Origin of the sequence: Nocardia anaemiae NBRC 100462 (assembly GCF_001612725.1) — a bacterium.
GTDB classification, from domain to species: domain Bacteria; phylum Actinomycetota; class Actinomycetes; order Mycobacteriales; family Mycobacteriaceae; genus Nocardia; species Nocardia anaemiae.
In genome coordinates, this window is the sequence record NZ_BDAZ01000044.1 from 39,759 (window position 1) to 64,980 (window position 25,222).

General features: G+C 64.6%; 22 protein-coding genes, 1 tRNA gene and 1 pseudogene. 17 read left to right on the forward strand and 7 right to left on the reverse strand.

The window, feature by feature from the left end; all coding sequences use genetic code 11:
* Positions 1–43 precede the first annotated feature (43 nt).
* A complete protein-coding gene (locus NA5_RS24065) occupies positions 44–787 on the reverse strand; it encodes a glucose 1-dehydrogenase (protein ID WP_062989828.1) in 744 nt (247 codons plus the stop codon).
* Positions 788–836: 49 nt separating this feature from the next.
* Here NA5_RS24065 and NA5_RS24070 point away from each other — a divergent pair, with 49 nt between their 5' ends.
* Positions 837–1,220 (forward strand): MaoC family dehydratase, encoded by a 384-nt coding sequence (locus tag NA5_RS24070; RefSeq protein ID WP_062989830.1) that lies wholly within the window; start codon positions 837–839, stop codon positions 1,218–1,220.
* Between the two features lie 69 nt (positions 1,221–1,289).
* A complete protein-coding gene (locus NA5_RS24075) occupies positions 1,290–2,246 on the forward strand; it encodes an alpha/beta fold hydrolase (RefSeq protein ID WP_063813542.1) in 957 nt (318 codons plus the stop codon).
* On the opposite strand, the gene NA5_RS24080 is transcribed toward NA5_RS24075, so the two are convergent.
* Positions 2,243–3,640 (reverse strand): WS/DGAT/MGAT family O-acyltransferase, encoded by a 1,398-nt coding sequence (locus NA5_RS24080; protein WP_062989832.1) that lies wholly within the window; start codon positions 3,638–3,640, stop codon positions 2,243–2,245. The genes NA5_RS24075 and NA5_RS24080 overlap by 4 nt on opposite strands.
* Positions 3,641–3,870: 230 nt before the next feature.
* On the opposite strand from NA5_RS24080, the gene NA5_RS24085 reads away from it, so the two are divergent.
* From NA5_RS24085 to NA5_RS24095, 3 genes are read left to right on the forward strand one after another with little or no spacing between them, the layout of a single operon-like run.
* Positions 3,871–4,773: a metal-dependent hydrolase gene (locus NA5_RS24085; RefSeq protein ID WP_062989834.1), complete on the forward strand. Its 903-nt coding sequence runs from the start codon at positions 3,871–3,873 to the stop codon at positions 4,771–4,773.
* Positions 4,774–4,784: 11 nt separating this feature from the next.
* A complete protein-coding gene (locus NA5_RS24090) occupies positions 4,785–5,876 on the forward strand; it encodes a PDR/VanB family oxidoreductase (protein ID WP_062990008.1) in 1,092 nt (363 codons plus the stop codon).
* 25 nt (positions 5,877–5,901) lie between these two features.
* Positions 5,902–7,671: an SDR family oxidoreductase gene (locus NA5_RS24095; protein WP_062989836.1), complete on the forward strand. Its 1,770-nt coding sequence runs from the start codon at positions 5,902–5,904 to the stop codon at positions 7,669–7,671.
* Here the strand turns inward: NA5_RS24095 and NA5_RS24100 are convergent.
* Positions 7,664–8,179, reverse strand: a complete 516-nt coding sequence (locus NA5_RS24100) for a UCP032817 domain-containing protein (RefSeq protein WP_157110595.1) — start codon at positions 8,177–8,179, stop codon at positions 7,664–7,666. The genes NA5_RS24095 and NA5_RS24100 overlap by 8 nt on opposite strands.
* An 868-nt stretch (positions 8,180–9,047) precedes the next feature.
* Here NA5_RS24100 and NA5_RS24110 point away from each other — a divergent pair.
* A complete protein-coding gene (locus tag NA5_RS24110) occupies positions 9,048–10,046 on the forward strand; it encodes a zinc-binding dehydrogenase (protein WP_062990010.1) in 999 nt (332 codons plus the stop codon).
* A 68-nt stretch (positions 10,047–10,114) separates the two neighbouring features.
* On the forward strand, positions 10,115–10,264 hold the full coding sequence (locus tag NA5_RS40595; protein WP_157110596.1) for a hypothetical protein: 150 nt from the start codon (positions 10,115–10,117) through the stop codon (positions 10,262–10,264).
* A 2-nt stretch (positions 10,265–10,266) separates the two neighbouring features.
* On the opposite strand, the pseudogene NA5_RS24115 reads toward NA5_RS40595, so the two are convergent.
* Positions 10,267–10,697: pseudogene (locus NA5_RS24115) on the reverse strand (nitroreductase family deazaflavin-dependent oxidoreductase).
* A 131-nt stretch (positions 10,698–10,828) separates the two neighbouring features.
* On the opposite strand from NA5_RS24115, the gene NA5_RS24120 reads away from it, so the two are divergent.
* A tRNA-Ile gene (locus NA5_RS24120) sits at positions 10,829–10,902 on the forward strand.
* Positions 10,903–10,967: 65 nt separating this feature from the next.
* On the opposite strand, the gene NA5_RS24125 is transcribed toward NA5_RS24120, so the two are convergent.
* Complete coding sequence (locus tag NA5_RS24125; RefSeq protein ID WP_157110597.1) at positions 10,968–12,161, reverse strand: tyrosine-type recombinase/integrase; 1,194 nt, start codon at positions 12,159–12,161, stop codon at positions 10,968–10,970.
* Between the two features lie 647 nt (positions 12,162–12,808).
* On the opposite strand from NA5_RS24125, the gene NA5_RS24135 reads away from it, so the two are divergent.
* Positions 12,809–13,195 carry a hypothetical protein gene (locus NA5_RS24135; RefSeq protein WP_062989845.1) on the forward strand — a complete coding sequence of 129 codons (387 nt, stop codon included), beginning with the start codon at positions 12,809–12,811 and terminating at the stop codon, positions 13,193–13,195.
* A 415-nt stretch (positions 13,196–13,610) separates the two neighbouring features.
* On the opposite strand, the gene NA5_RS41385 is transcribed toward NA5_RS24135, so the two are convergent.
* On the reverse strand, positions 13,611–14,108 hold the full coding sequence (locus NA5_RS41385) for a hypothetical protein (protein ID WP_169811353.1): 498 nt from the start codon (positions 14,106–14,108) through the stop codon (positions 13,611–13,613).
* A gap of 420 nt (positions 14,109–14,528) precedes the next feature.
* On the opposite strand from NA5_RS41385, the gene NA5_RS24140 reads away from it, so the two are divergent.
* On the forward strand, positions 14,529–18,728 hold the full coding sequence (locus NA5_RS24140; RefSeq protein ID WP_169811354.1) for a tetratricopeptide repeat protein: 4,200 nt from the start codon (positions 14,529–14,531) through the stop codon (positions 18,726–18,728).
* A 498-nt stretch (positions 18,729–19,226) separates the two neighbouring features.
* On the opposite strand, the gene NA5_RS24145 is transcribed toward NA5_RS24140, so the two are convergent.
* Positions 19,227–19,616, reverse strand: a complete 390-nt coding sequence (locus tag NA5_RS24145; RefSeq protein WP_157110598.1) for a helix-turn-helix domain-containing protein — start codon at positions 19,614–19,616, stop codon at positions 19,227–19,229.
* A 196-nt stretch (positions 19,617–19,812) separates the two neighbouring features.
* On the opposite strand from NA5_RS24145, the gene NA5_RS24150 reads away from it, so the two are divergent.
* From NA5_RS24150 to NA5_RS24180, 7 genes are all read left to right on the forward strand, one after another.
* Positions 19,813–20,040: a helix-turn-helix domain-containing protein gene (locus tag NA5_RS24150; protein ID WP_157110599.1), complete on the forward strand. Its 228-nt coding sequence runs from the start codon at positions 19,813–19,815 to the stop codon at positions 20,038–20,040.
* A gap of 174 nt (positions 20,041–20,214) precedes the next feature.
* Positions 20,215–21,168: an ATP-binding protein gene (locus tag NA5_RS24155; protein ID WP_063813557.1), complete on the forward strand. Its 954-nt coding sequence runs from the start codon at positions 20,215–20,217 to the stop codon at positions 21,166–21,168.
* Positions 21,165–21,410, forward strand: coding sequence for a hypothetical protein (locus tag NA5_RS24160; RefSeq protein ID WP_062989853.1), 246 nt, complete (start codon positions 21,165–21,167; stop codon positions 21,408–21,410). Before NA5_RS24155 ends, NA5_RS24160 begins: the two co-directional genes overlap by 4 nt.
* Positions 21,407–21,811, forward strand: coding sequence for a hypothetical protein (locus NA5_RS24165; RefSeq protein ID WP_062989855.1), 405 nt, complete (start codon positions 21,407–21,409; stop codon positions 21,809–21,811). Before NA5_RS24160 ends, NA5_RS24165 begins: the two co-directional genes overlap by 4 nt.
* Positions 21,808–22,050: a hypothetical protein gene (locus NA5_RS24170; protein ID WP_062989857.1), complete on the forward strand. Its 243-nt coding sequence runs from the start codon at positions 21,808–21,810 to the stop codon at positions 22,048–22,050. Before NA5_RS24165 ends, NA5_RS24170 begins: the two co-directional genes overlap by 4 nt.
* 98 nt (positions 22,051–22,148) lie before the next feature.
* Entirely contained in the window at positions 22,149–23,681 is a 1,533-nt protein-coding gene (locus NA5_RS24175) for a hypothetical protein (protein ID WP_062989859.1), read from the forward strand.
* Positions 23,678–25,027 carry an AAA family ATPase gene (locus NA5_RS24180; RefSeq protein WP_062989861.1) on the forward strand — a complete coding sequence of 450 codons (1,350 nt, stop codon included), beginning with the start codon at positions 23,678–23,680 and terminating at the stop codon, positions 25,025–25,027. Before NA5_RS24175 ends, NA5_RS24180 begins: the two co-directional genes overlap by 4 nt.
* Positions 25,028–25,222: the final 195 nt, after the last annotated feature.

The following is a 25,222-nucleotide window of genomic DNA, read 5'->3' on the forward strand; positions in this document are numbered from 1 at the left end:
GATGGCCGCTCCCGTTCGTTGCCGATCCCGGTACGCAGTAGCGTCAGGAGAACGTCTTGTGCGGAACTCCCACGGTCAGGCCGCCGTCGATGACGAATTCCGCGCCCGTCGAATATGACGATTCGTCGCTGGCCAGGTAGGTCACCAGTGCGGAAACCTCGGATGGATCGGCGGCGCGTCCCAGTGGGATCTGCAGGAAATCCTCCGGAATACCCTCGGTCATCGGCGTGCGGATCAGCCCGGGATGGATCGAGTTCACCCGAATTCCATACTGCGCCAACTCGAGTGCGGTCGACTTGGTGAGTCCGCGGACCGCGAATTTGGTGGCGGTGTACCCGTGCAGGCCCGGGCTGCCACGCATGCCCTCCACCGAGGAAATATTGATGACCGAACCGCCGCCCGCCTCGATCATCGCGGGTGTGGCGGCCTGCATGCCGAGGAAGGTGCCGGTGAGATTGATATCGATGATCTTCTGCCACTCGGACAATTCGAAGTCGACAAGGAGATTGCCGTTGACGATCCCGGCATTGTTCACCAGGACATTCAGCGAACCGAAGCGCTGCACGGCCTCGGCCACCGCATCCTGCCACTGCTGCTTTTCGCGCACGTCGAGGTGGACGTAGGCGGCATTGTCGCCGATTTCCTTGGCCAGTGCCGCGCCCTCCTCGTCGAGGATGTCACCGAGCACCACCCGCGCGTCCTCGGCCGCCAGCGCTCGCGCATGCGCGGCGCCCATGCCGCGCGCCCCACCGCTGATCAGTGCCACCTTGCCGGTCAACCGCCCCATCGCGGCCTCCTCTCGATCCCGTCGACTTACTGGAACACGTTACAGAGAATTGTCGATCCGCTCCCGCCTCCGTATCGACCAGTGGAACTCCGAGGCGGCCGAGGACCGGCAGTGGATCAACATCGATACCGTGCGCGCCGCCGCGGGCCCGTACGGCACCACCATCGCGCACGGCTACCTCACCCACTCGCTGCTCCCGCCGTTGATGGTCGACCTGATCGGCATCAAGTACGCCTCGGCGCGGCTCAACGGCCTGAACAAGGTCCACCTCTCGCCCGTGCCCGCCGGGTCCCGCATCCGCGGCCGCGCCCGGATCGTGAGCGTCGACGAGGTGCACGGCGGCCTGCAGGTCGTCATCCAGGCGACCACCGAACGCGAAGGCGGCGATAAGCCCGCCTGCATCGCCGAATGTATCGTGCGTGCCCTCGCCTGAGCGGGGTGCTGTGGCATCATCGATGTAGAACGCGTTCTAGCAATGCCGCGGACCGCGAGGAGGCCGCCGATGACGAATCCCGGGGCAGTGAGCATGCGCCGGTTCTCCCGGCGTTCGGGGGTGCCCGATATCGCGGAGGTACCCGGCGGACGCCTCGTCGAGCTGCCCGGGCGCGGGCGCACCTACGTCGTCGATATCCCAGGACCCGAGGGCGCACCGACGCTGATCCTGCTGCATGCCACCGCCTGCACGGGCTACCTGACCTGGTTCCCGGCGCTCGACGCGCTCGCCGAGAATTATCGGGTGATCGTGTTCGATCAGCGCTGGCATGGCCGCGGCATCCGCTCGGAGCGATTCTCGGTGCAGGACTGTGCCGACGATGTCGTCGCGGTGGCGGACGCGCTGGGTGTCGAGCAGGCGATCCTGGCCGGATACTCCCTCGGCGGTGTGGTGGCATTGCTTGCCGCACACCGGCATTCGGATCGGGTCAGCGGTCTGGTGCTGTGCGCGACGCCGTATCGGTTCCAGGAGAAGTTGCGCGAGCGCGCCTTTCATCTTGCCTTCGGTGCGGTGGCCGGAGTCATCGGGCCCTATTCGTACCGTCGTGCGGCGGAGTATGTGGGTCGGCTACCCGAACTGCCGGACTGCACCTGGGCGCCGGGAAAACTGAATCGCTGGGCGCTCACCGAATTTCGCAGCAGCAGTGGTTGGGCCATGGCACAGGTGATCGCCGAGGTCGGCCGATTCGATGCGACCGCTTGGCTTTCCACGCTGCGGATGCCGACCGCCGTCGTGATCACGACGCGAGACCGTGCGATTCCGGTCTATCGGCAATTGGAGATGGCGACCATGATTCCCGGTGCGAGCATTCATCTGGTCAAGGCCGGTCACGCATCCTGCGTGCTCGAGGCCGACCGCTTCGTGCCGGTACTGCTGGAGGCCTGCGCCGCCGTTGCGGCAAGGCTGGAAACTTCGAATGCGGCCCTGTCCGGCGGCGATGGCGAACAGGGCAGCGGTGGGCATTAGCCCAGATCGCGTGCCGCGGTCAGCAATTCATCGACAACGCCGGGTACCGCATCGGCGATCGCCTGCAGATCGGGTACCAGCTCCCGGCAGGCGATGAACCCGAAGTCCAGGTCACCGTTGTTGGACAGCACGGTGACGGTCAGTCCCGCGCCGTGGAAAACCGGCCCGAACGGATACATGGCCTCGACCCGAAGACCCAGGAAATACAGCGGCATCGGCGGCCCTGGCACATTCGACACCACCAGGTTGTGCACCACCGGATGCAGCTCGGCCAGTTTCAGCGACGAGTAGACGCGCGCGGCCAGCTGAAAAGTATTCGGCGGAGCGTACTTCGACCAGTCCATCAGAAAATCCGCGCCGACGAATTCGTGTTCCTGTTTGGCCTCGCGGTTGGCCTCGGCCACCTGCCGCAGGCGCTCCACCGGGTCGGCGATATCGGTGCCGAGCTGGGAGAACAGCGTGGAGACCTTATTGATGCCCGCGGTGTGCCGGGAAGCATCGTGCACCGACACCGGCACCGAGGCGATCAGGGATTTGTCCGGCAGCTCGTCGTGTTTCTCCAGATAGGTGCGCAGCACGCCCGCCACGATGGTGAGGACGACATCGTTGATTTTCACATCGAATGCGGCCTTGATTTCCTTGATCGCGGCGAGCTCGGTCTCGGCACAGGCCACCACGCGATCCGGGCTGATCGCGCCGTTGAACGGGGTTCGTGGTGCGGTCAACGGTAAGGCCATGCCCGCCTGGCTGTTTCGGCGTCGCTGCGCGAAACCGGCAACCATGCCAAGGGTTTTCGGCACCATGCCGACCAGGCCGAGTTTGTTGGGCAGGTTCAGCACCGCCTCGGCCGCCAGCTTCAAGTCACTCGGCTGCGGCTCGGGCTGCCATTCCTCGGCCGGTTCGGGCTCGCTGAGTCCGGGCTCCAGATCGCACAGATGCATCATCATGTTGGCGCCGGTGACGCCGTCCACGGCGGCGTGGTGGTACTTGCAGATCACCGCCAGTTTGCCGTCCGCCAGGTGCTCCACCACACTCATTTCCCACAGCGGGCGGCTGCGATCCATCGGCACACTGGCGATTTCGCCGACCAGGTCCGCGAGTTCGCGGCGTTCCAATGGGCGCGGCGTTTCGATGCGTCGGACGTGGTGGTCCAAGTCGAAATCCGGGTCTTCCACCCAGACCGGATGATCGAGATTGAAAGGCACCTCGTGGATTCGCCGCCGCATCTGCGGGATCAGCGGCAGCCTGCGGCCGAGTTCTGCTTTGAATTTTTCGAAGGTGTAGTGCGCGCCCCCTGCGGTGGGATCCAGGATCAGCAGTGCACATACGTGCAGGTGCTGAGTCCCGGTCTCGAGATACAGGAAGCTGGCATCCAACCCGGTTAGTCGCTCCATAGCCAAAGACTACTAGAACGTGTTCTAGTTTACTGTCGGATCGCGGGGATCTCGGTCACAGTGGAGCGCTCTATTGTTCGGCGCGCTTTACCTTCCGCATTCGTGCTGGTCACGCGTGTGTGTAACCGTGGGTTTCATATATGTGTATGCTCATTGCTACGGCCATGAAGGAAGGTACGCAATGTCGCGGCTTCGGGCTGAGACGCGGCGGGTGAGATCGAGGAGTATCGATGAAGCTACTTCGTAGGGCACAGCGGCGGTTCGACGTCGATCCCGGTGAGGTCGCCCTCAACGCACGCAATGTGCGGTTCGACTGGGCGCAGACTCCCTTGCACTGGATGCCCGCGGAACCCATCGCCTCGCATCTGATCAATGCGTTGAACCTGTTGCTACCCGAGGGCGAGCGGATGTTCTGCGCCGCGTACTCCGAGGCGCTGCCCCACGTCAAGGACGAGAAACTGCGCGAGGCCATGCTCGGCTTCATCGGTCAGGAATCCATGCACGCCGAGACGCATGACAAGGTGCTGCACGAGGTACTCGCCGCCAACGGCATCGACCCGGAACCGTATGTGCGGCAAGCGGAATACCTGTTTCGCAAGTCGCTCGGGCCCAAGGATGTCGATGGTGTCGCGCAGCGGCAGGTCATGGTGGAGCGGCTGGCATTCATCGCCTGCCTGGAACATTTCTTCGCCTACCTCGGCGATTGGGTGCTCAATGCCGATCTGGAAAAATTCGGCGCCGACCCGAGAGTGGCCGATCTGTTCCGTTGGCACGGAGCCGAGGAGGTCGAGCACCGGCACGTCGCCCACGATGTGGCCGTCTACTTCGGCGCGGGCTATGTGCGGCGGGCGGCGATCATGACCATCGTCTTCCCGATCTTCATCACGCTGGTGGTGCGCGGCACCAAATTCATGGTGCACCAGGATCCCGCGCTGCCCGATCTGGGTTACCCGCGCCTGATCATGCGGGTTTTCGGATCGATGTGGCGCGGTGCGCTGCCCGGGGTGCCGTCGCTGCTGTGGAGTGCGCTGACGACGCTCGAGCCCGGCTACAACCCGGAATCCGTCGGTTCGACCGCGCAGGCGGTGGCATATCTGGCGAAATCGCCTGCGGCCCAGGCAGTTGCGTCTTGAACTGGCGACCGATGCCCGAGCAGCGGCCAGCCGATCTGTTCGGCAAGCGCGAGCAGGATCGGGCGGTGCGGGTGCTCGACGCGGTCGCCTCGGCGCGGCTGCGGTGGACCACGATCATCAACCGCCGCGATCTGTCACCGCGCGCCGATGACCATCGGCTGTCGCTGGTGGTGACCGGACGACGCATCGAGGCGCACAACCAGGATGTGGTCAGTCTGCGGCTGGAATCGCCGGATGCGCGCGAACTTCCGCCGTGGCGGCCGGGTGCGCACCTGGATCTGGAGTTGCCTTCGGGGCGGATGCGGCAGTACTCGCTGTGCGGCGATCCGGCCGACACCCGGGGGTACCGCATTGCGGTGCGCCGCATTCCGGATGGTGGCGGCGGTTCGGTGGAGGTGCACGACGAACTGCCGGTCGGATCGCGCACTGTGGTTCGTGGTCCGCGCAATGCCTTCCCGTTCGCGGTCCCCGGTCACGGATCACCCGCCGCGCGTTTGCATTTCGTCGCGGGCGGGATCGGGATCACGCCGATTCTGCCGATGGCGCGGTTGGCGATGCGGCTCGGGATCGACTGGTCGATGGTGTACACCGGGCGCAATCGCGACACGATCCCGTTTCTGGACGAGATCGCTGGATTCGGCGAGCGGGTCACCGTGCGCACCGACGACGAACACGGATTGCCCGACGCCGCAACGCTACTCGCGGGTGTCACCTCCGATACCGCTGTCTACTGCTGCGGCCCGGTGCCGATGACCAGTGTCGTCGCGGACGCGGTGCGCGAAATGCCCGGCGCCGAATTGCATTCGGAGCGGTTTTCGCCGCCGCCGATCGTCGATGGTGTGCCATTCGAGATCGAATTCGCCTCCACCGGTGAAGTCGTCGAGGTGCCCGCGGACGAGTCGGCGCTGACGACGATTCTGCGGAGTCGTCCGGATCGGCCGTATTCGTGTCGGCAGGGCTTCTGCCGGACCTGCAAAGTGCGGGTGCTCTCCGGTGAACCGGAGCATCGCGAGAGCGTGCTCACCGCCGCCGATCACGAGGCGGGGGAGATGCTCGTCTGCGTCTCGCGTTCGCGCGGTGGGCGTTTGGTATTGGACCTGTGAGTAGGAATCGCGAGGAGATACGGCAATGACGACCGAACTGGACTCGGCCGCGACGCGGCGGATCGTGCGCAGCGGCGAATTCGATATCGCCGTCTTCGAATACGGCGATCCGAGCGCGGAAACCATTGTGCTGGTGCATGGTTGGCCCGACACCCACCATCTCTGGAATGCGGTGGTGCCGCTGCTGACCGAGCGCTTCCACGTCGTCACCTACGACACCAGGGGCCACGGGGAATCCACCCGCACCCGGCGCGCGCGAGACTTCCGCCTGGATGCGCTGGCCGGTGATTTCTTCGCGGTCGCCGACGCGGTGAGCCCGGATCGGCCGGTGCACGTTCTCGCGCACGACTGGGGTTCGGTTCAGGTGTGGGAGGCGGTGTGCGAACCGCAGGCCGCCGAGCGGGTCGCCTCGTTCACCTCGGTTTCCGGGCCGAACCTGGACCATCTCGCGAAGTGGGTGCGCGCCAGGCTGTCCCGGCCGACACCGCGCAATCTGTGGCAGCCGCTCACCCAGGCGCTGTCGTCGGGATACACGGTCTTCTCCATGACACCAGGGCTCAATCAGGTGTTCCGGGTCGTAGCGCACGAAAAGCGTTGGCAGCGCATCGTTTCGATCATGAACGACACCGCGCCGTCGAATATCGTGCTCGGCCCGACGTTCCGGCGCGACGCCGTCGAAGGCCTGCTCATCTACCGTGCCAATATCCTGCCGCGACTGCTCGCCCCGCGCGAGCGCCGCACCGAGGTTCCGGTGCAGTTGATCGTCGCCGGTCGCGATGTCGCGGTGCGTCCGGCGGGCTATGACGATGAGCGCAAGTGGGTTTCGCGGCTGTGGCGCCGCGATGTGCCCGCCGGGCATTGGCTGCCGTTCTCGCATCCCGAATTGCTCGCGACCGCGACCACCGAGCTCATCGACGCCGTCAGCGGCGGTGTGGCGCCGCGCGGCCTGCGTCGTGCCGAAATCGGGCGAACCCGAAGGCCATTCGAAGATCAGCTCGTGGTGATCACCGGGGGTGGCAGCGGTATCGGTCGCGAGACGGGGCTGGCATTCGCGCGGCTCGGTGCGGAAATCGTGCTATCGGATATCAATCTGGATGCGGCCAAGGAAACTTCGGATCTGATCGCCGCCGAAGGTGGTGTGGCACATGCCTATCAGCTCGATGTCTCCGATGAGGAAGCGGTGCACCTGCACGCGGTCGATGTTTTCGCCGCGCACGGTGTGCCCGACATCCTGATCAACAATGCCGGAATCGGGCAGGCCGGTGGGTTCTTCGATACGCCGTCGGCGGAGTTCGATCGGGTCATGCGGATCAATCTCGGCGGCGTGGTCAACGGGTGCCGTGCCTTCGGTGCGGCGATGGCCGAGCGCGGACTCGGCGGGCATATCGTCAATCTGTCCAGCATGGCCGCCTACAGTCCGCAGCAGGGGTTCAGCGCATACTCCACCAGTAAGTCGGCGGTATTCATGTTCTCCGACTGCCTGCGCGCGGAACTGGCCGGGCGCGGCATTTCGGTGCACACCATCTGTCCCGGCATCGTGCACACCAATATCGTTGCCACAACGCGGTTTTCCGGTGTCAGCGCGGAGGAGGAGCAGCGCAAGCAGGAGCGGTACGACAAGCTGTACCAGGCCCGGCGCTACGGGCCGGAGAAGGTGGCGGCGCAGATCGTGCGTGCGGTCGAACGGGATCGCAGCATCGTGCCGGTCACTCCGGAGTCACGGCTGCAGTACCAGTTCAACAGGTTCGCCCCGGCGGTGGTGCGGTTCTTCGCCGCGCGGGTGAAGCTCACCTGAGCTGCTGGGGTGTGCCTGCGAGTTCGGCCTCGATGGCCGCGACTCGCTCGGCGCCGATGCCCCACGGGTGTTCGACGCCCACCTTGCTGTCCAGATCCCACAGCACACACGCTTCGCCGGGCTGTGCGACCATCGACCAGGCGACCACCGTGCGGCCGAGTTGTTCACCCATGGATCCGTGCGAAATACCTTTTGTGGCAACACCTTCCGGAAAGTGATGGAGGAATCTGCCGTATGCCGCGGTGCAGAACGCGGCGTACATCTGCGTGCACAGAATGAATCCGTGCCAGGCCTCGTCCACCGCATGGGACGGCATTCCGATGACCTGACCGTCACGCATGGCGGCGCCGCAGCAGCGCAGCCATTGCCGCAGTCCGGTTTCCACCAGTTCCTGCGGCTGCCATGGGCTTGTTTTGAAAACCGCGTCGGGGAATTCGAGTGCGGCTACGACACGGTCGACATCGCGCAGGTCGATTCGGCGCTGGGGACGGTTCCGTAAGAAAGCCACGATTCACTCTACGGCGCAGGGGTGATTGTTCGGGGAGCCGCTGCTTTTCGTGGGTTCAATGTGGGGGTGCGGGCCTATACCATTTCGGGATGGCGGTTTTCTTCGTTGTACTGCTGTTGATCATCCTCCTGGTCGGTGGTGGTATCACGGCACTGGTCGTATTTCTGGTCACGCGGACGACCAACAACGCATTCTCGCGTTCGCGGGCGGAGTTCGGGGGCTCCAGTGACTCGCCGTGGGTGTTCGGGGCCGCTGGATTCGATTCCGGGACGGGGTTCGATCCGGGCAGTGGTGGGGGGCATGGGCACGGTCATGGCCACGGACATGGGCATGGTCACGATGGTGGCAGCGGCGGCAGTTGTGGTGGGGGAAGTAGCTGTGGTGGCGGGAGTAGTTGCGGCGGTGGGGGGAGCAGTTGTGGTGGCGGTGGGAGTAGCTGTGGTGGCGGGTCCTGAATGTTCGCTCTGCTGCTGGTGGTGCTGATCACGATCCTCATCATGGGTGGGATCGCCGGGTTCGTGCTGTTGGTGACCAATCTGCGGAGTCGGCGGCCGCGGCGTGGATTCGGGTGGATCGGGGGGACCAGTTCTTCGTCCTGGGATGCGGGAGATTCCGGCGGCAATGATTCCGGGAGTTCGGGCGGTTGCGGGGGAGGCGGTAGCGGTTGTGGCGGGGGTAGCAGTTGCGGTGGCGGCAGCTCCTGACAGTGCTGGGTCCTTGTTTGCTCTCGCGGCGGGTGTTGGATCGGGATCGCTTCTATTCCGAGTTCCGCGCTGAGCGTAATCGACCCTCTCGGCTTGACCTCAACACTGCTTCAGGTTCCAGGCTGGTCCATGTCGGATCGAGTCAGGAATTGATGGAGGTTGTCATGCGCGCTGTGCACGCTACGGAATTCGGTGGGCCCGAGGTTCTTTCGGTGCTCGAGGTCCCGGAACCGGTTGCCGGAGAAGGGCAGGTCGTCGTCGACGTCGCGGCCGCCGATGTCATGTTCCTCGATGTCCAGCTCCGAAGTGGTTGGGGCACGGAATTTTTCCAGCTCGAACCGCCGTATGTGCCGGGTGGTGCGGTCGCGGGGGTGGTTACTTCGGTCGGTCCGGAGGTCGACCCGAGTTGGGTCGGCAAGCGCGTTGTCACCGATACTGCCGCGAGCGGCATCGGGGGTGGCCAGCCGATCGGCGGCTACGCGGAGCAGGCGCTTGCCAAGGCGGAAACCCTGGTCGCGGTGCCCGAAGAGCTGAGCCTGTCGGCGGCGGTGGCGCTCGCGCACGACGGCAAGACCGCACTCGCCGTCTTCGAGCGAGCCGCGATCCGGCCCGGCGACTGGGTGCTCATCACAGCCGCGGGTGGGGGATTGGGCACCTTGCTGATCCAGCTCGCCCGCACCGCCGGAGCGAATGTGGTTGCCGCGGCGCGTGGCAGCGCCAAACTGGAGCTCGCGGCACGACTCGGCGCGAATGCGGTCATCGACTACTCGGAGTCCGATTGGTCAGCGAAAGCGCGTGCCGCGACCGGTGGGGCGGGTGCTGATGTCGTATTGGACGGCGCGGGTGGCGAATTGGGCGCGGCCGCGATCGAAGCCGCAGCCGATGGCGGCCGCTTCATCGGATATGGTGCTGCCGCAGGACAATTCGCCGACTTCGATCGAGAAGCAGTGGCAGCGCGCGGAATCGACGTGCTCGGACTCTTCGACCTGACCGGAACGGGCGATATCGATTGGCTCGCCTTGACCGCACGTTCGCTCGCCGAGGCGGCATCAGGACGGCTGGAAGTCGTTATCGGCCAGTCTTTCCCGCTCGATCAGGCCGATCGCGCACATGTGGCAATAGAATCGCGAACCGCCGTCGGACGCACACTTCTCACAATATGAACGGTCTTGCGTGGCAACTTGTCACACGTACCTGCAGGTAACCCCTTCGGGGCGCTAGGGTGCCCCGCGTGGAAACGCTGATTGTCGTTGTCGTCGTCCTCGTCGTACTCGGTCTCGTCGCTCTCATCGTGCAGTGGGCCAGCCGCCCGCCGCGCGGCGAGTCCGCTTGGGACCGTGATGATGTCGACGACGACTACGACGGCTGGGAAAGTGACTGAACTCAGCCGACCGGAGTCAACACCACCACCGCGATCGGCCGTTTGGTCATCCTCTGGTACTCGCTGTAGCGCCCCTTGTTGACCTTGTCGACGATCGCCCAGCGCCGCGCGTAATCCGGATCGTCAGGCAACGTCGCCCGAGCGATCACCGCCAGCTTGCGCCGCCCGACCTGAATCTCGCACTCGGGCTCAGCCTTCACATTTGCCAACCACCCCGGTGGCCGCGGCGACCCACCATTCGACGCGGTCACCAAATAATCCGCCCCATCCCGCCCATACGTCAGCGCCGACGTCCGCACCTGCCCCGTCTTGCGCCCCACCGTCCGCAACAACAACGTCGGATTCCCGAACAGCACCCGATGCCCACCACCCCACCACTGTTCTCATAGACCCACTGATGCACCTTCAACACATTCGCAAACAAACTCGCCACAGCCCACCCTCCAGCCAGTTCGGGGTTACACCCCCACCCTAACCACCATCCATCCCCACCCCGGGGCACCACGCCACCCCTATCCGACTGGTGCCCACCCCACCCCACCCGGTACCATCCCCAACGCACACGGGGCGGTAGCTCAGTCGGTTAGAGCCGTGGACTCATAATCCATTGGTCGCGGGTTCGAGCCCCGCCCGCCCCACAAACCCCCAGGTCAGCGAGCCGGGGGGCATGTGGAAGCGTGCCTATTTGGGGCCAACTCTCTATTTATTCTTCATTTTCGTCGGGGAGGGCGAAGGCGTCGAAGCGCTCACGAGCGTCAGGACCGACGTGAGTTCGCTGGACGTAGTGGCGACGCGTGATTGCCTCGGTGTTGCCAAGCTGAGCTGCGGCGATGGAGATATCGGACTGGCCGCCGTCGGCGTCTTCGGCCAGCTGTGTGCCGACGGTCTTGCGGGCGGTATGCGGGTTCTGGGGAATCTCGGTGAATCCGAGCCTTGTGAGGATCCGCTTGAGTTGCTTGCGCGCATTGCGCGGATCTCGCAGGGTGCCGCGCGCCGATGGGAAGACCAAATCCTCCGGGTCGTGCGGCACGAGCGCACGCCGAGCCGCCAGCCTCTGTACGGTCCAGTTGTGCAGGAACAGCCGTCGCTTGCCGTTGGGACCGCCTTTCGGATGAGGCTGGATGAACATTCCGCCACCGCGCAGCCGCACGACGGTCCCCTCGATCAGAACACTGGGTTTGGGGCCATCGAGGTCGAGATGTTTCCACTTGAGCGCCAGTGCTTCACCGATCCGGCTTCCGGTGCCGAGCAGGGTGTCGAGGAGGTCGGCTATTCCAGTCCGAACGGCTTGCTCGTCGTGGCGCACCGCCGCGCGAATGCGGAGGACTTCGGTAGTCGACCACGCGACGACGGGCTTGTCATCCACAGGGATCGGGGCCAGCAGTTTGACGATATTGCCCGGTGCTGCCCCGTATCGGCTTGCGATGGTCCACATTCCGGATAGGCATGTCTTCGCCAGTTTCGCGGTGGGTTTTCCGATCCGCTCTCCGAGGTCGTCGAGGAAGCCTTCCAAGACGGCGCTGGTGCATTCGCCGATGGTGAGTTTGCCGAGTTCAGGCACGATGTGCAGATCGAGGATCTCGCCGTATCGGCGTTTGGTATTCGCCGATAGGTTCGATCGTTCGATTCTGGTTCGCCAGCGGTCGGCAAGCGCGACGATCAGGGTTTCCGACGATACCGCCGCGTTCGAGGGAGCAACGCGGCTGCTGATCTTATCGTCCAGTGCTGCTTTGGCTTTGGGCTGGCTGCGGCCACTGGCTGTGACCAGACGCAGTTCCCCGTCGGTGTCTCGGAAATAGGTCTTTGCGATGTGTCTGACGATTTTCCCGGCGGAGTTGTATACGGGCGTGGTGGTGATCTTCCCATGCTTGCCGGGTCTTATGCGTTCGCGCGCCATCAGGTGTGCCACCTGTGGACGCACGCCAAGTAGTGCCTGTTCAATTGTTCTCCCGTAGATACACACTTCCGGTGCTAGCCGGAGTTCAACAAGCCAATTCTACTGGGGTGCAGTCACTTTCGGTAATGAAGTGATTCCGTCTGATTCAGCTGCGTGAAATAGTTTCGGTTGGGAGAACGCTTTATCCTCGTGTTCGGTGAGGATCTGGACAGCAGCTCGGTGCCGAGCCGCGCATGCCTCAGCATGTGGGGTTGGCCCCCACTGAGGCGGAGCTGCAGGGGCTCGCGGCGGCGGCCCGCCAGCGCTTGGTAACGGGTCAGGGCGAGTTTGATCTTGAACGGGGTCCATCCGAAATCCTCAGTGAGCCTGTGTGAATCGAGGCTGGTGGCGAGGCATCCGTGAGGCGCGTTGGGCCGGGCTACAAGGCGTTCAAGTTCCGTCATGGGGCCGATGGTGTCGAGGTGTTCCGGAATGTGGTGTTGGCCAGTATCATCGAGCCGCTAGCCGAGCCGACGTGCGTCAGGAATCGTGGCGCTCAACTGATTACCGGTTCAGTGGTGATGGACCTGCGGTTTGGCTGCGGGGTGTGATCGGACTGCGCGATAGTGGGTGTCGGCACGCGGCTACCCACCATGTGAGGAGCTGAAGTGACCAATCTGCCCACCACTGTCGACGAACTTGGCGAGCTCGCCCAGGAAGGCGCTATCGCATTGGCGGGGGCCACGGCCGCCAGTGGCTTCAGCGCTGCCCGTGCGAGAATCTCACGTCTGTTCGGACGGCTAGGTGCGGACCAGGAGCGCACTGTCCAGACACAACTGGACGCGGACGAGGGCTTGGTTACCAACGAAAGCGACGACGAGCGCGCCAGCTTGCGCACGGATCTGACGCCGGAGCAGCCCGAGGAACAACCAGCTCAGAGCCAAACCGTCATCGTGCGTGGAAACGGTATTGCCTTTGTCGCACAGAACGGTAACGTCGTACAGAACGGTAACCTCTTTAACAACGACCTCACCAGCAAACCTGCGTCCGCATGATCAGCAATTTCCATGCGGCCTCCTTTGCGGTCGAGTCGTCGGTGAGTCGCTTGATGAGTTGGCCGTTGACAGACACCGTTCCGGCACGCACTAATGCGACCGGTTGCGGCGCATCGACCGCCTGTCATTGTGTCTGAGCATCCTCTAACTCGCTCGAATGCCTGTCGGCCCGTCCGCGCCCGGAACCCGGCTGACCCCTACTTTTCTGCTCTTGCCACGCAGTGGCGAATCGGGCAACGGAACCAACTCGATCAAGCTGTGCGCCACCAGCCCCTCGCCAAGCTTGTACGCAGGGAGACTGACTTGACTACCCTGCACCCATCTTGGCTGAGGCGGCCGGTAGCCGCGACAATGCGCCGCGTCATCTGTCCGATGACCGTCATCCCTTGGGACATCAGCAGGCCATTGTCCGCGATCAGGCGACCGCGTATATGGCGGCAATGTCTACCACAATCAGGGCCCTTGCCTCACGTCGAACGCTGCCAGTCGCCCTGGCTGGCAACGTCAGCCGGGGCCGCGAGCAGGAGTCACGGTGAACCCATCCGAGCCGGGTGCTGTCAGCCAACAGATCATTGCCGTTGGTGGGTTCGCCTACGGCGTGATCGGCGCGGATATCCACGTCTTCGGCAATGGCCGGCCGGTGTATCTGCTGTTCGAACACCTCGGCTTGCGGCGATCGGACGCGTCGCGGCTGCGCCGGCAACCCAGCCGGATGCTGGATGCTCGTGCCGAGCTCGTCGAGTTCACCGGTCGGGACGATGAACTGCGCGAGCTGATCGCCTGGCGGGACGCGGAGGAAACGCGGTCCGCGCACTGGTTGCACGGGGAAGGTGGCCAGGGGAAGACCCGGCTGGCCCAGCAGCTCGCTCGTGACGCCGAACGGGTCGGCTGGAAGGTCGTGGACGCGGTTCACGGCACCGTGACCCGCGCACCGGACCGTGGCAGCCAGGATCTGCGGCTGGGCCAGCAGACTGTCGGTGTCCTGTTGCTGGTCGACTATGCCGACCGGTGGCCGGTTACGGACCTGGGCTTTCTGATGCAGAACAGCCTGTTGACCCAACCCGAGCCGACGAAGGTGCGGGTGCTGTTGATCGGCAGATCGATGAATTCCTTGCCTGCGCTACGGGGCAAGTTCAACGGACTAGGGACGGGGTTCGAGATTTCCGCCAAGCTCCTGCCACCCCTGCCGGAGAACGACCAGGCACGTAACCGGATGTACACCACGGCGCGCGACTGCTTCGCTCGCCATTACCCGGAGGTGGTCGACTCGGCGGCGATCACGCCGCCAGGACCACTCGGACAGCCCGACTTCGGGTCGACCTTGGCAGTCCACGTGGCCGCGCTGGTCGCGGTGGACGCGGCGGCTTGTGGTCGAAGGCCGCCGACGGACATGGTGGGTTTGAGCGCTTATCTCCTGGACCGCGAGTACGAGAACTGGCGGCAGTTGTATGAGAACCGCGATCGCGGCATCGACCACCACACCTCCGACACCGACATGGCGCGCGTGGTGTTCACCGCCATCCTCACCGGCCCTACCGAACGTCGGACGGCCGAACTGATTCTCGACAGGCTCATCCCCGAGCTAGCGGCGGAAAACGCGCTGGCAGACCACGCCGTCTGCTACCCGCCAACCGATCCGGCGATGGCGCTGGAACCGATGATCCCGGACCGGCTCGCGGAGGATTTCCTGGCGCTGCTGGTTCCTGGCCACCCGGTGACCGACTACCCTACCGACGTTTGGGCGACCGGCGTCGCGGATACGCTGCTGACGGCCGCGGACACAGCCAACTGTGCTCCTCGCGCGCTCACGTTTCTGGCCTCCGCGACCGACCGATGGCCCCATCTCGGCACGAAGGTCCTCTACCCACTGTTGTCCGGCCACCCCGCCGTCGCCCTCGACGGCGGCAGCGTCGCACTGACCGCCATCGCCAGCATCGGCGCCCACGAAGACGACACCAGCCCCGAACTGCTGACCGTCCTGGAAACCATCGAACCGCAGCTGCCCGAAGGAACACACGCCGACCTGGACGTCGGAATCCTCAGCGTGGTCGAACGTTTGACCGCGCGCTACTTGGCCGAGACCACCGATGCGGAGCAGCGGGCTGGACTGTATATGAGGCTGGGTACGCGCCGCAGCAACGCCGGCGAATGGGCGACGGCGGTGACGGCCGACGCGGAAGCGGCGCGGCTCTACCGGCAATTGGCCGAGAACGACGAACACCACCGCATCAATCTAGCGACATCACTGAACAACCTGAGCAACGCACTCGGTCAACAAGGACGCTGGCGCGAGGCCATCACGCAGGCCCGCGAGGCCGTCTCGATCCACCGCGAACTGGCCGAAAACAACCCGATGCGGCGTGAATTCCTCGCACGATCGCTGACCGGGCTGGGCACGAAGCTCACACAAGCCGGTCGTGGCGACGAGGCACTGCCGGTCAGCGAGGAAGCGGTGCGGATCTGTCGCGAACTGGCCGAGGCCGATCCCGGCCGCTACGGATACGATCTCGCCATCACTCTCACCAACCTGGCGGGCCTGCTGCACGACCCCGGCCGCGAGGCCGATGCCGTGGCTGCCGCCGAGGAAGCCGTCGAGTGGGGTGGGCGATTGGCCACGGCCAATCCCGGCCAGTACCTCGACCTTCTGGGCATGTCATTGAACAACCTCGCCAGGGCGCTGTTCGGCCAGGGACTTCGGGAACGAGCGGCGGTGACGCAGGTCGAGGCCGTCGACGTGTATCGGCGCCTGGCTGCGGCCAACCCTCGGGCACACCAGCCGGATCTGGTGCTGTGGCTGACCAATCTGAGCCGGTTTCTCTCCGCTCTGGATCGTTGGGACGAAGCGCTCGTCCCGGCAGAAGAAGCCGTCATGTTCGCTCGTCAACTCGCCGAGGGCGGCTCCGTGCGCGATCAACACCGGCTAGCGAGATCCCTGGAGGTGTTGGGCGACAGCATGTCCCGGCTCGGGTGCGCCGACGATGCGTTGGTCGCCTACCGTGAGGCCGCCGACACGCAACTGAACGCCGTTCTCGTGACCCGCTCTTCCGAACCCGAGCTGGCCCGTCTCACCTACCGGCTCGCTGGCTTGTATCGCCAGGCTGGCGACCGCGAAAACGAAGCGATTATGCTGCTCAACTTCTGCGGGGCCGCGTATAGACGGACCCAGCTGCCCGAAGTCCTCGACGCCGCCCGGCGCGCGGCCGCCCTCTACCACGAACTGAACGACCGCACCAACGAAGCCGCCGCGCTGCTCAATCTCAGTGCCCTGTTGACAAGAAACAGGTGCGCCGACGAAGCCATCACGACATGTCGACGCGCCGCGAAGATCTCACACGACGACGGTGACCGGAAAGCCGAAGCCGCGGCGCTCAGCAGCCTCAGCGGCGTCCTGCTCGACGCGCAGCGATACGACGAAGCCATCACGGCCAGCCACCATGCCATTGCGATCTGCCAGGAGTTCGACGCGGCACTCGACGGGGGACCCTACCCAGGACTCGCCCTGTTCAATCTCGGCTCGGCCCTGCTCGCGACCGGACGGACAACCGAGGCCATCACCGCCCTCGAGCAGGCGGCGTCCACCTATCAGCGGACGGGCAAAGGCGAGTACGAAGACAGTGGCCGTCCCTGGCAGGAGGCCGACAGCTACTTCGGCTTGGGCAGGGCCTACGGGAAGGTGGGCAGGCTGGCCGAAGCCGCACGCGCCTACAAAAGGGCGGCGGAGCTGTTCGAAGCGGCCGGTGATCAGAGACGGCACCGCGAGGCGCTGCTGGGAATCTCCGAGAGCCTGATCCAGTCGGGACAGCACGCGGATGCCGCCGCGGTCAGCGAGCGGACACTGGCTGTCAGCCGGAGTGCGGGCGGTCGGCTGCACGAAGCCTGGGCCCTCACGCACCTGGGCGCCGCCCAGTTGGAACTGGGCCGCCCCGACGAGAGTGCCGAGCATTCGCGCTGTGCCGCTTCGATCTTCGACGAACTGGCCATTCCGGATCAGGCGCACGGCGAGGCGATGGCGCTGGCCAACCTCGCCCAAGCGCTGGACCGGCTCAACCGGATCGAAGAATCCATCGAACCGTACCGGCGGGCCGCAGCGAAATGGCGCGCGGCCGGCGACACCGAACACGAACACCAGACGCTATACAGGCTCGGGACCGCGCTGTTCAGACTGCGCCGGTTCGCCGAATCCATCGAACCCATGCAACGTTCCGCCGAGATCGGTCGCGTCATAGGAAATCGGCGGGGCGAAGCGAGAGCGCTTTTCGCCACAGCGGCCTCATTCGTGGAGATGTCCCGATTCGAAGAGGCCATCGCCGTTGGGCAACGGGCTGCCGACCTCTTCCGCGAGGACGGCGATCACAGCTCCGAAAGCTTCGCACTGGGACGGGTCCACGCGGCTCTGATCGAGTTGGTACGCCTCGACGAGGCCGTCTCCGTAGCGCAACGGGCTGCTCAAGCCGCCGAGCAGGCCGGAGATTCCCGCAGCGCCGCCACGGTACTGAACGAACTCGGCAAGACACTCGAGAACCTCGGCCGTAACGAGGAAGCCGCCGGAGCCTTCGAACGGGCCGCCGCGATCTTCCACGAAATGGGCGACTACCAGGCCGAGGGCCAAGCATTGACTGAGGTCGGTACGCGCCTCCTAACGGCCGGGCAGTACGCCGCGTGCATCGATGTCAGCCGCCGCACCGTCGCCTTGGGGCGGCGAACGGGTCACCGCACAGTCGAAGCCGCGGCACTTCTCAACCTCGGTCCTGCCCTCCTGGCCGTGCAAGAATTTGAGGAGGCCGTCACCGTCAACCAGCAGGCGGTGACCGCAATACGCGAGTTGTACGGACCGCGCAGCGACAACAGGCTGCTCGGCAACCTGGAGGGTCAGGCACTCAGCAACCTGGAGGGTCAGGCACTCAGCAACCTGGGCCGGGCGCTCCTGGAGCAGAAGCAGTACCCCGAATCCATAGAAGCCAGCCAGCGTGCCCTAACCATCATCGACAGGACCGGCGGCGGCACCGACTACGCCAACACTCTCCACAATCTGGCCTCCGCCTTCGTGGCCACCGGGCGGGACGAGGACGCCGTCGACGCCTATCAACAGGCAGCCTCGGCCTATCGGGAGTTAGGTGCACGGAGAAGCGAAGGCGCGACTTTGGCCAACCTCGGTGTTGCCCTGCTGCGAATGGAACGCTACGAGGAGGTACTGCAACCGAGCGGTCGGGCGGCCACCATCTTCAGCACCTCCGGCGATTGTGACCATGAGGCTGCGGCCTTGTGCAACGTCGTCTCTGCCCTTGCCAGCCTGAACCGGCCAGAGGAGAGCCTGCCCGCCATCAGGAAGATTCTTGCGGTCTGCCGGGAGAACGGCGACCACGAGGGCGAGCGCGTCGCGCTGCTCAGCCTCGGCGCCGCACTCGTGGATACGCAGCGGCTGGACGAGGCCATCACCGTCAATCGACACGCCGCGGTACTCTTCCGCGAAGCAGGAGACCACGAAAATGAGGCCATGGCACTGGACTTTCTCCGCAAGGCACAGCAGCGGTGACCCGGACCATCACCACGATGAGTCGGAGCTGGAGTAGCTCCAAGCCGCTGCCACATCAACGACTGGGACAGGGCCGGGGCGAGTCAGCCCTCGGGCTCGCTCGACCGAAATCCACAGAGGACCATTGGAAATCGCCGGTCCACTGGGTGAGTACCTGTGCGGGACGCCTTGTACCGGGAATACGAGGTACGCGAGTTCCGAGGCGCACACCGCCCAGGACCTTCGTAGTCGTCGGCAGAAAGCCAAACACTTGAACGTCTGTGCCACTTGCAAGAGCGTTTGAGTGGCTGCAAAACGACCGGCTGATCGGAACAATTCCGGCGGACGCGACATGATCGGGTGACAGCTCGTGTGCTAGTGGCCAGCGACGCTCCCCACTGACGGCCAGTTGCGACGTCCACGCGGCTGCGCATCGGCGGTGCGTTGTTCGTACGTACCATCGGGGTTGTGCCTGAGCCCTTCAGGTTGGCAGGCCACAGGGGCCAGTCGTGAAACAAGCTAGTCACCGGATAGGACGACAACACCGGTGGTCTGAATCTTCAATGGCGGCCGTGGATGTCGGTTCGTCGCCGCGAGCGCGCGGATCAGATCGTTGACGAGCTTGCGTTGCTCGCGGCCCAGTAGCGCGGCTTCCGGTGGAGGGATGTAGGCCTCGTCGAGCTCGAGTGCGATTCCGGACCAGTGCGCGACATCGCGCACGTCGAGCTTCAAAGCTTGGGCGACGGCGCGGATGGTGTCGATCGAGGATGGGTGCTCGGGGTTGTCGATCAACCGGCTGACGGTGGTCGGGTGGACACCGGCGGTGTCGGCGAGTTCGTTTCGGCTGGTGATACCCGCTGCGGCCATGGCGGAGGCCCAGGGCTCGGGTATGGCGCGCTTGCGTGGCATGTCCACAAGCGTAGGGCATGTGTCCACACCAAAATAGGTATCGGTGAGGTATCGAGCGCATGTGTGCAGTTATTTTAAACCATCTTACGTATCTAGCTGGGCCGATGTATCTCATAGAAGTGGGTTTGAGTAGACATGATTGGGTTCTGTTGTTACTGTTTGCTCAGGGGTAGGAGGACACTGGAGGGAGGCCAGGATGGTCTATCGGGCGAGGTTGAAGTCCCGGACAGCATTACGTGAGGCGATGCAGGCCAAGGGTGTGCCGGTGCGGGTTCTGGCCGAGCGCGCCGGGTGCGGCAAAAGCATCGTCGGTCTGTTGCGGTCGGGGGCGCGGAGTTCGTGTAGCCCGGAGCTGGCGGCGAAACTCGCTGCGGCACTGGATGTCCCGGCCGAGCATATGTTCCGGATCGAGGAGAAGGGATAGCCGAACAGACCTGAGCACAGTTTTCGTCTACGGGAGAAAAGGGTTGACCCGGCGGGCTAGCACTCCGCCGGGTCGGTGCACATCTACGGGAGTAGTTATGCGGTATCAGTTTAACCCGGCCACCGATGTCTTGGTGGCCGGGCTCGCCGTCTATCCATCGTCCGGGTGGTGGTGATGGCGTTCGAGTTCAAGCCAGCGGTCCGGCGAAAGAGCAAGGCGCGCATGGCGTTAGCCGGTCCGTCCGGGTCAGGCAAGACCTATACCGCCCTCGCGTTGGCCTCGGAATGGGCGCAGCGTGATGGCGGCGTCGTTGGCATGGTCGACACCGAGCACGGCAGCGCCAGCAAGTATCAGGGCCTCAACGGCTGGCAGTGGCAGACGGTCGAACCGGAGCGGTTCTCGCCAGTGAGCCTGGTCGAGATTTTGGGTGTAGCGGCCGGACAGGGCTTCACCACGCTGATCATCGACTCGTGGTCGCACTACTGGATGGGCCAGGACGGGATGCTCGAGCAGGTCGACCGCCGCAAATCGGGCAGTAACAGCTTTTCGGGGTGGAAGGAAGCCAACCCCGACGAGCGCCGGATGGTCGAGGCGATGTTGACGTTCCCAGGGCATCTGATCGTCACTATGCGCACGAAGACCGAATACGTCGTCGACGAGGACGGCAGAGGCCGCTCGGTGCCGCGCAAGGTCGGCACCCGACCGGTGCAGCGGGAGGGCCTCGAGTTCGAGTTCGATATCGTCGCCGACCTCGACCTGCGCAACAACCTGCATATCTCCAAGACCCGCCTGCCGTTTCTGACCAACCAGGTGATCCCCACCCCTGGTGCAGAGCTGGCCAACGAGATCGCCGACTGGCTCGACGGCGGCGAAGACGTCCCTACCGTGGCGGAGTTCCGGCAGCGGATCCTCGATGTGGAATCCATGGATCAGCTGCGCGCGGTCTACCTCGAGATCGAGTCCTATCGGATGCTCGGTGCACCCACGGTCGACCTCGAAGGTTCTGCGACCACGCTGCGGGAGTTGATCGTGGCGATCAAGACCGCCATGGAGGCGGTGGATGCCAAGCAGGCCGGGCGCCACGACTCGGCCGAGACCTCCGAGAACCACGGACAGGAGAGGGGGTGAAGAACAAAATGACGAAACGTTGTGACGCACATGGGTGCGAGCACGGGTTGCTCGATACCGCTGAGATCGCGGCACGGTTGAAGGTGACCAAGCAGCTGGTGTTGCAGTGGCGGGCGCAGGTGAAGCCGCATCCTTTGGCGGACAAGGGGTTCCGGCTCAACGGTGACTCCGGGCCACTGCGGTGGCGGGAATGTCACTACCACCAATACCTCGATGAGCTCGCGCAGCCGAGGTCGGCATGAGCCCCCGCCGCGGGCGTTCACAGCCCAGCGCCGCACGCATCGCCGCTGAGGACGCCCGCATGGTCTTCGTCGAGGAGTACCGGTTTCTACGCCGGTCGCTGATGAGCCATGAGGCGATTGCCCGCAAACTCGGAATCACTGTGGGCACCCTGCAGACCCGGATACTTCGGTATGACTGCCTGATCCTGTCTCCGGCCGAGCAGCGTATCGGCGAGCGCCTCGATGCGCTGATCGAGAAGGGGCAGCCGTTTACCCTCGCGCAGGTATCACCGCTCGATGACGGCACAGCCGTCTGGTTGGTGGGGATCGCGCTCAAACGGGGCCGCATCCGCTCATCGAGGACCCGAGCTGCGGGACCGAGACACCCCTCGGTGTACACACCGGTCCGGAGCCGCCCATGACCGCGCACGAGATCGCCAGTGCACCAGCGCGACTGCCGCTGTCGGGCGAGCGTGACCCGTTCGGCGACGGGCAGGAATGGTCTGTCGTCCATCAATGCCGCGATATAAACGGCCAGGTGGTGCGCGTGCTGTATGAGTGCCGCTATCTCATCGAGAGCGGTCGCGGCCGTGCCCATGTGACCGAACGCCGCTGGCACGACGGTGAACACGAATCCCGTGATGTCGAACCGACCGACTAACGCCGCCGTCGTTGATTCCGTGTTCATCGTCGGCTGCATCGGCACCAGAATTCCGGTGCCGGATGCCATTGCAGCGCCTCGCTGTTCGGAGTACACCGATGCCCGTTGAATCCCGGGACGAGATCAAAAAGGACACCCGCGGCTATATCAAGGTCAGCCTCGACTTCCTCGAGAACCACAAGACCACACCGATGTCGCCGGTCGCGAAACTAACTTTGATCGAGTTGTGGATCTATTGCGCCCGTAACCGCACCGACGGTGTTGTCGCCACCTCTCGAGCTCGCAAGGTGCCGCGACGTATCCGAGACGTTCTCACCGCGGCCGGATCCTGGCATCACCACGAGTGCACCACGGCGACACCATGTCTGCATGGCGTGTGCACGGTGGCGGCACCGTGCGGTCAGGGCTTCTACCTCATGCACGACTACGGCAAGCATCAAACCCTCTACGCCGATCGCGCCACCAGAGCTGGCAAGGACACCCGCGGCTACATCAAGGTCAGTTTCGACTTCCTCGAGAACCACAAGACCGGACCGATGTCCCCGGTGGCGAAACTGACTTTGATCGAGTTGTGGATCTATTGCGCCCGTAACCGCACCAACGGCATCATCGCCACCGCCCACACCCGCAAGATGGCGCCACGACGCATCCGTGACGTCTTCACCACAGCGAGATCCTGGCACCACCACGCATGCACCACGGCAACACCATGCCGCCACGGTGCGTGCACAGTGGCGACACCATGTCGCCAAGGTTTCAGCATCATGCACGACTACCGCAAGCATCAAAACCACTACTGCGACCACTCTGGAAAGGGCGAAAAGGCCAGATCAGCAGGTCAATCGGGGAGGCAGGTGAGAGCGGCGGACACAAGCGCATCGGCGAGCGAAACTGCCACCGAAATCGCTAGCGAAACCACTGACGCCGGGGCTGGCCTCGCGTACGCGTCTCACAAGTTACAAGTCATATATCCTTCTATTCCTTTGGGAGACAACCCTGCGGTTCGTGACGCGCGGGAAGGAAAACCGCTCCCACCGCCGAGACCGGCACTGCGCCGACGCCACGGCGGCGAGGACGTCGCTGACCGGCTCAATGCCGCCGCCCCGGAGATCCCGGCGACCCCGGCGATGCGCCAACGCGTGCTGGCCCGACTCGCACCTGATGCCGTGGAAGTCCTGGCAGACCCGCATGCCGGTGCCGTCCGCCGCGCCCAGGCTCAGGCCGACCTCGATCGTGCCGCTGCGCTGATCGATGCTCGCGCCGAGTTTCTCGATACCGGCGAGGTGGGCGAAAACCCCACGGTAGACCGGCTTTTCGACCCGCACGGCGATACGGGCTATGCCCGCCGTATGGCCGCCGCGCAGCAACGGCTGCCCGTCCCGGACCCCGTCACCCCTGGCGAGGTCCGGGCTATGGCGTTCCGGCTGGCCCGCGACCACATTGACGCCATCACCCGCCACGGCGGCCGCGCACCTGGCAGCGCTCGCGAGTCCCTGCGCGCCGAACTCGAAGTGCTCCTCGGCGATGGAGTGCACCAGGACCTACTGCGCACCGAGCTGGCCGCGATGCTCAATTCCGGCGTCTGGGCGGCCTCGAAACTGCGTGAACGCATCCAAGCAGCGCGCCTATGACCGGGGGACACTGGGAGCGCGCAGAGATCTGCGATATCGAAGCCGAACAGCAGATCCTCGGCGCGGCGCTCTACACCGAAGCCAACACCGACGTCGCGCGCATGGTCGCCGACATCCCCACCGACGCGTTCTACCAGCCCGCACACCAACTGCTGCACGCCACCCTGGTCGACGTGCTGCGCGACGGACAGCCCGCCGACCCAGCGGTGATCCTCGAAAAGGCCAGCAGTAGGGGAGAACTCGGCGACCGTCGACAGCAACTGCGCACGCTCACCCTCCAGATGCTCGGCAAGGGCATACCCGGATCGGTCCCGTACTTCGCCGACCGCATCATCACCCTCTGGCACGCCCGCACCGCCGTCGCCGAAGCCACCCGGATGATCCAGAAACTGCACGTCCTGCACCAGACCGGGGACCTGTCGTTAACTGGTCAAGTCGTCGCCCGCGCGCGCGAGGGGCTCGATGTGGATTTCACCGACCTTGCCGCACCGGGAGTTTCGGCGTTGCCGCCGTCGGTGGCCGAGCTGCTGGCCGGAAGCGACTCCTACGACTGGCTGATCCCACAGTTGTTCGAGTACGGCGACCGCATGATCCTCACCGGCATCGAAGGACTCGGGAAATCCACGCTGCTGGCCCAGATCGCGTGCGCGGTCACCGCGGGCCTGCACCCGTTCCTCGCCGCCCCGATCACCGGTCACGGTGCGCCGCAACGGAGTTCGCATCGGGTGCTGGTCATCGACGCAGAGAACCTTCCCGGTCAGCTGCGCCGGCGCTACCGCAACATCGTCGCCCGCGTCGACGCGGTCTGCGACCAGCAGAACCACCCGCACCCTGACTGGAACGACGAACTGCGCATCGAGGCCCGCCCCGACGGCGTACGACTCGAGGATCCGCGCGAACTACGCCGCATCGAAGCCGCCATCGCCGCCCATCAACCCGTGCTCGTCGTGGCCGGGCCGCTGTACCGGCTCAACGCCCTGGACACCGAAGCCGCCGATGGTGCCCGTGAGCTGGTGCGGATCCTGGATCGGTTGCGCGTGAAATACCGGTTCACGCTGATCCTGGAAGGACATATCCCGCACGCTGCCGATGGCCGGTCGCGGTCGGTGCGCCCGATCGGGTCGTCACTGCTGCTGCGCTGGCCGGAGTTCGGGTACGGCATCGTCCCCGGACGCGGGCACGAAGACGAAGAGCATCCGACCGTGGTGAACCTGCGCCAATGGCGCTACGCCCGCGACGAGCGCCTGTTCCCGCACGAACTGCACCACTCCACTCATGGCCTGCCGTGGACGCCGTCCGCGAACTACTTCCACCTATGCCGAAGCCGAGGAGTCTTCGACGGATAAGGGAGACGAATTGTATTGCTCAACAACGAAATGGAGGTATTGAAGATCGAAATTCAGTGAAATAGACTGTGAGCCAGGGGATTTCATTGTGGCTAGCACCATCGAAATCTCCTGTTCGAATTGAATACTGCATCTACGGGAGAAGCGATGAAAATCGTCATGGAACTGCACTGCCCGGAAGCGCACGACAGCGCT

Bases quoted from the DNA above. Each gene is read 5' to 3' on its own strand.
- NA5_RS24065 (WP_062989828.1), bottom strand. From the start codon at position 787: ATGGGGCGGTTGACCGGCAAGGTGGCACTGATCAGCGGTGGGGCGCGC.
- NA5_RS24075 (WP_063813542.1), top strand. From the start codon at position 1,290: ATGACGAATCCCGGGGCAGTGAGCATGCGCCGGTTCTCCCGGCGTTCG.
- NA5_RS24080 (WP_062989832.1), bottom strand. From the start codon at position 3,640: ATGGAGCGACTAACCGGGTTGGATGCCAGCTTCCTGTATCTCGAGACC.
- NA5_RS24085 (WP_062989834.1), top strand. From the start codon at position 3,871: ATGAAGCTACTTCGTAGGGCACAGCGGCGGTTCGACGTCGATCCCGGT.
- NA5_RS24090 (WP_062990008.1), top strand. From the start codon at position 4,785: ATGCCCGAGCAGCGGCCAGCCGATCTGTTCGGCAAGCGCGAGCAGGAT.
- NA5_RS24095 (WP_062989836.1), top strand. From the start codon at position 5,902: ATGACGACCGAACTGGACTCGGCCGCGACGCGGCGGATCGTGCGCAGC.
- NA5_RS24110 (WP_062990010.1), top strand. From the start codon at position 9,048: ATGCGCGCTGTGCACGCTACGGAATTCGGTGGGCCCGAGGTTCTTTCG.
- NA5_RS24125 (WP_157110597.1), bottom strand. From the start codon at position 12,161: ATGGCGCGCGAACGCATAAGACCCGGCAAGCATGGGAAGATCACCACC.
- NA5_RS24145 (WP_157110598.1), bottom strand. From the start codon at position 19,616: ATGCCACGCAAGCGCGCCATACCCGAGCCCTGGGCCTCCGCCATGGCC.
- NA5_RS24150 (WP_157110599.1), top strand. From the start codon at position 19,813: ATGGTCTATCGGGCGAGGTTGAAGTCCCGGACAGCATTACGTGAGGCG.
- NA5_RS24155 (WP_063813557.1), top strand. From the start codon at position 20,215: ATGGCGTTCGAGTTCAAGCCAGCGGTCCGGCGAAAGAGCAAGGCGCGC.
- NA5_RS24165 (WP_062989855.1), top strand. From the start codon at position 21,407: ATGAGCCCCCGCCGCGGGCGTTCACAGCCCAGCGCCGCACGCATCGCC.
- NA5_RS24170 (WP_062989857.1), top strand. From the start codon at position 21,808: ATGACCGCGCACGAGATCGCCAGTGCACCAGCGCGACTGCCGCTGTCG.
- NA5_RS24175 (WP_062989859.1), top strand. From the start codon at position 22,149: ATGCCCGTTGAATCCCGGGACGAGATCAAAAAGGACACCCGCGGCTAT.
- NA5_RS24180 (WP_062989861.1), top strand. From the start codon at position 23,678: ATGACCGGGGGACACTGGGAGCGCGCAGAGATCTGCGATATCGAAGCC.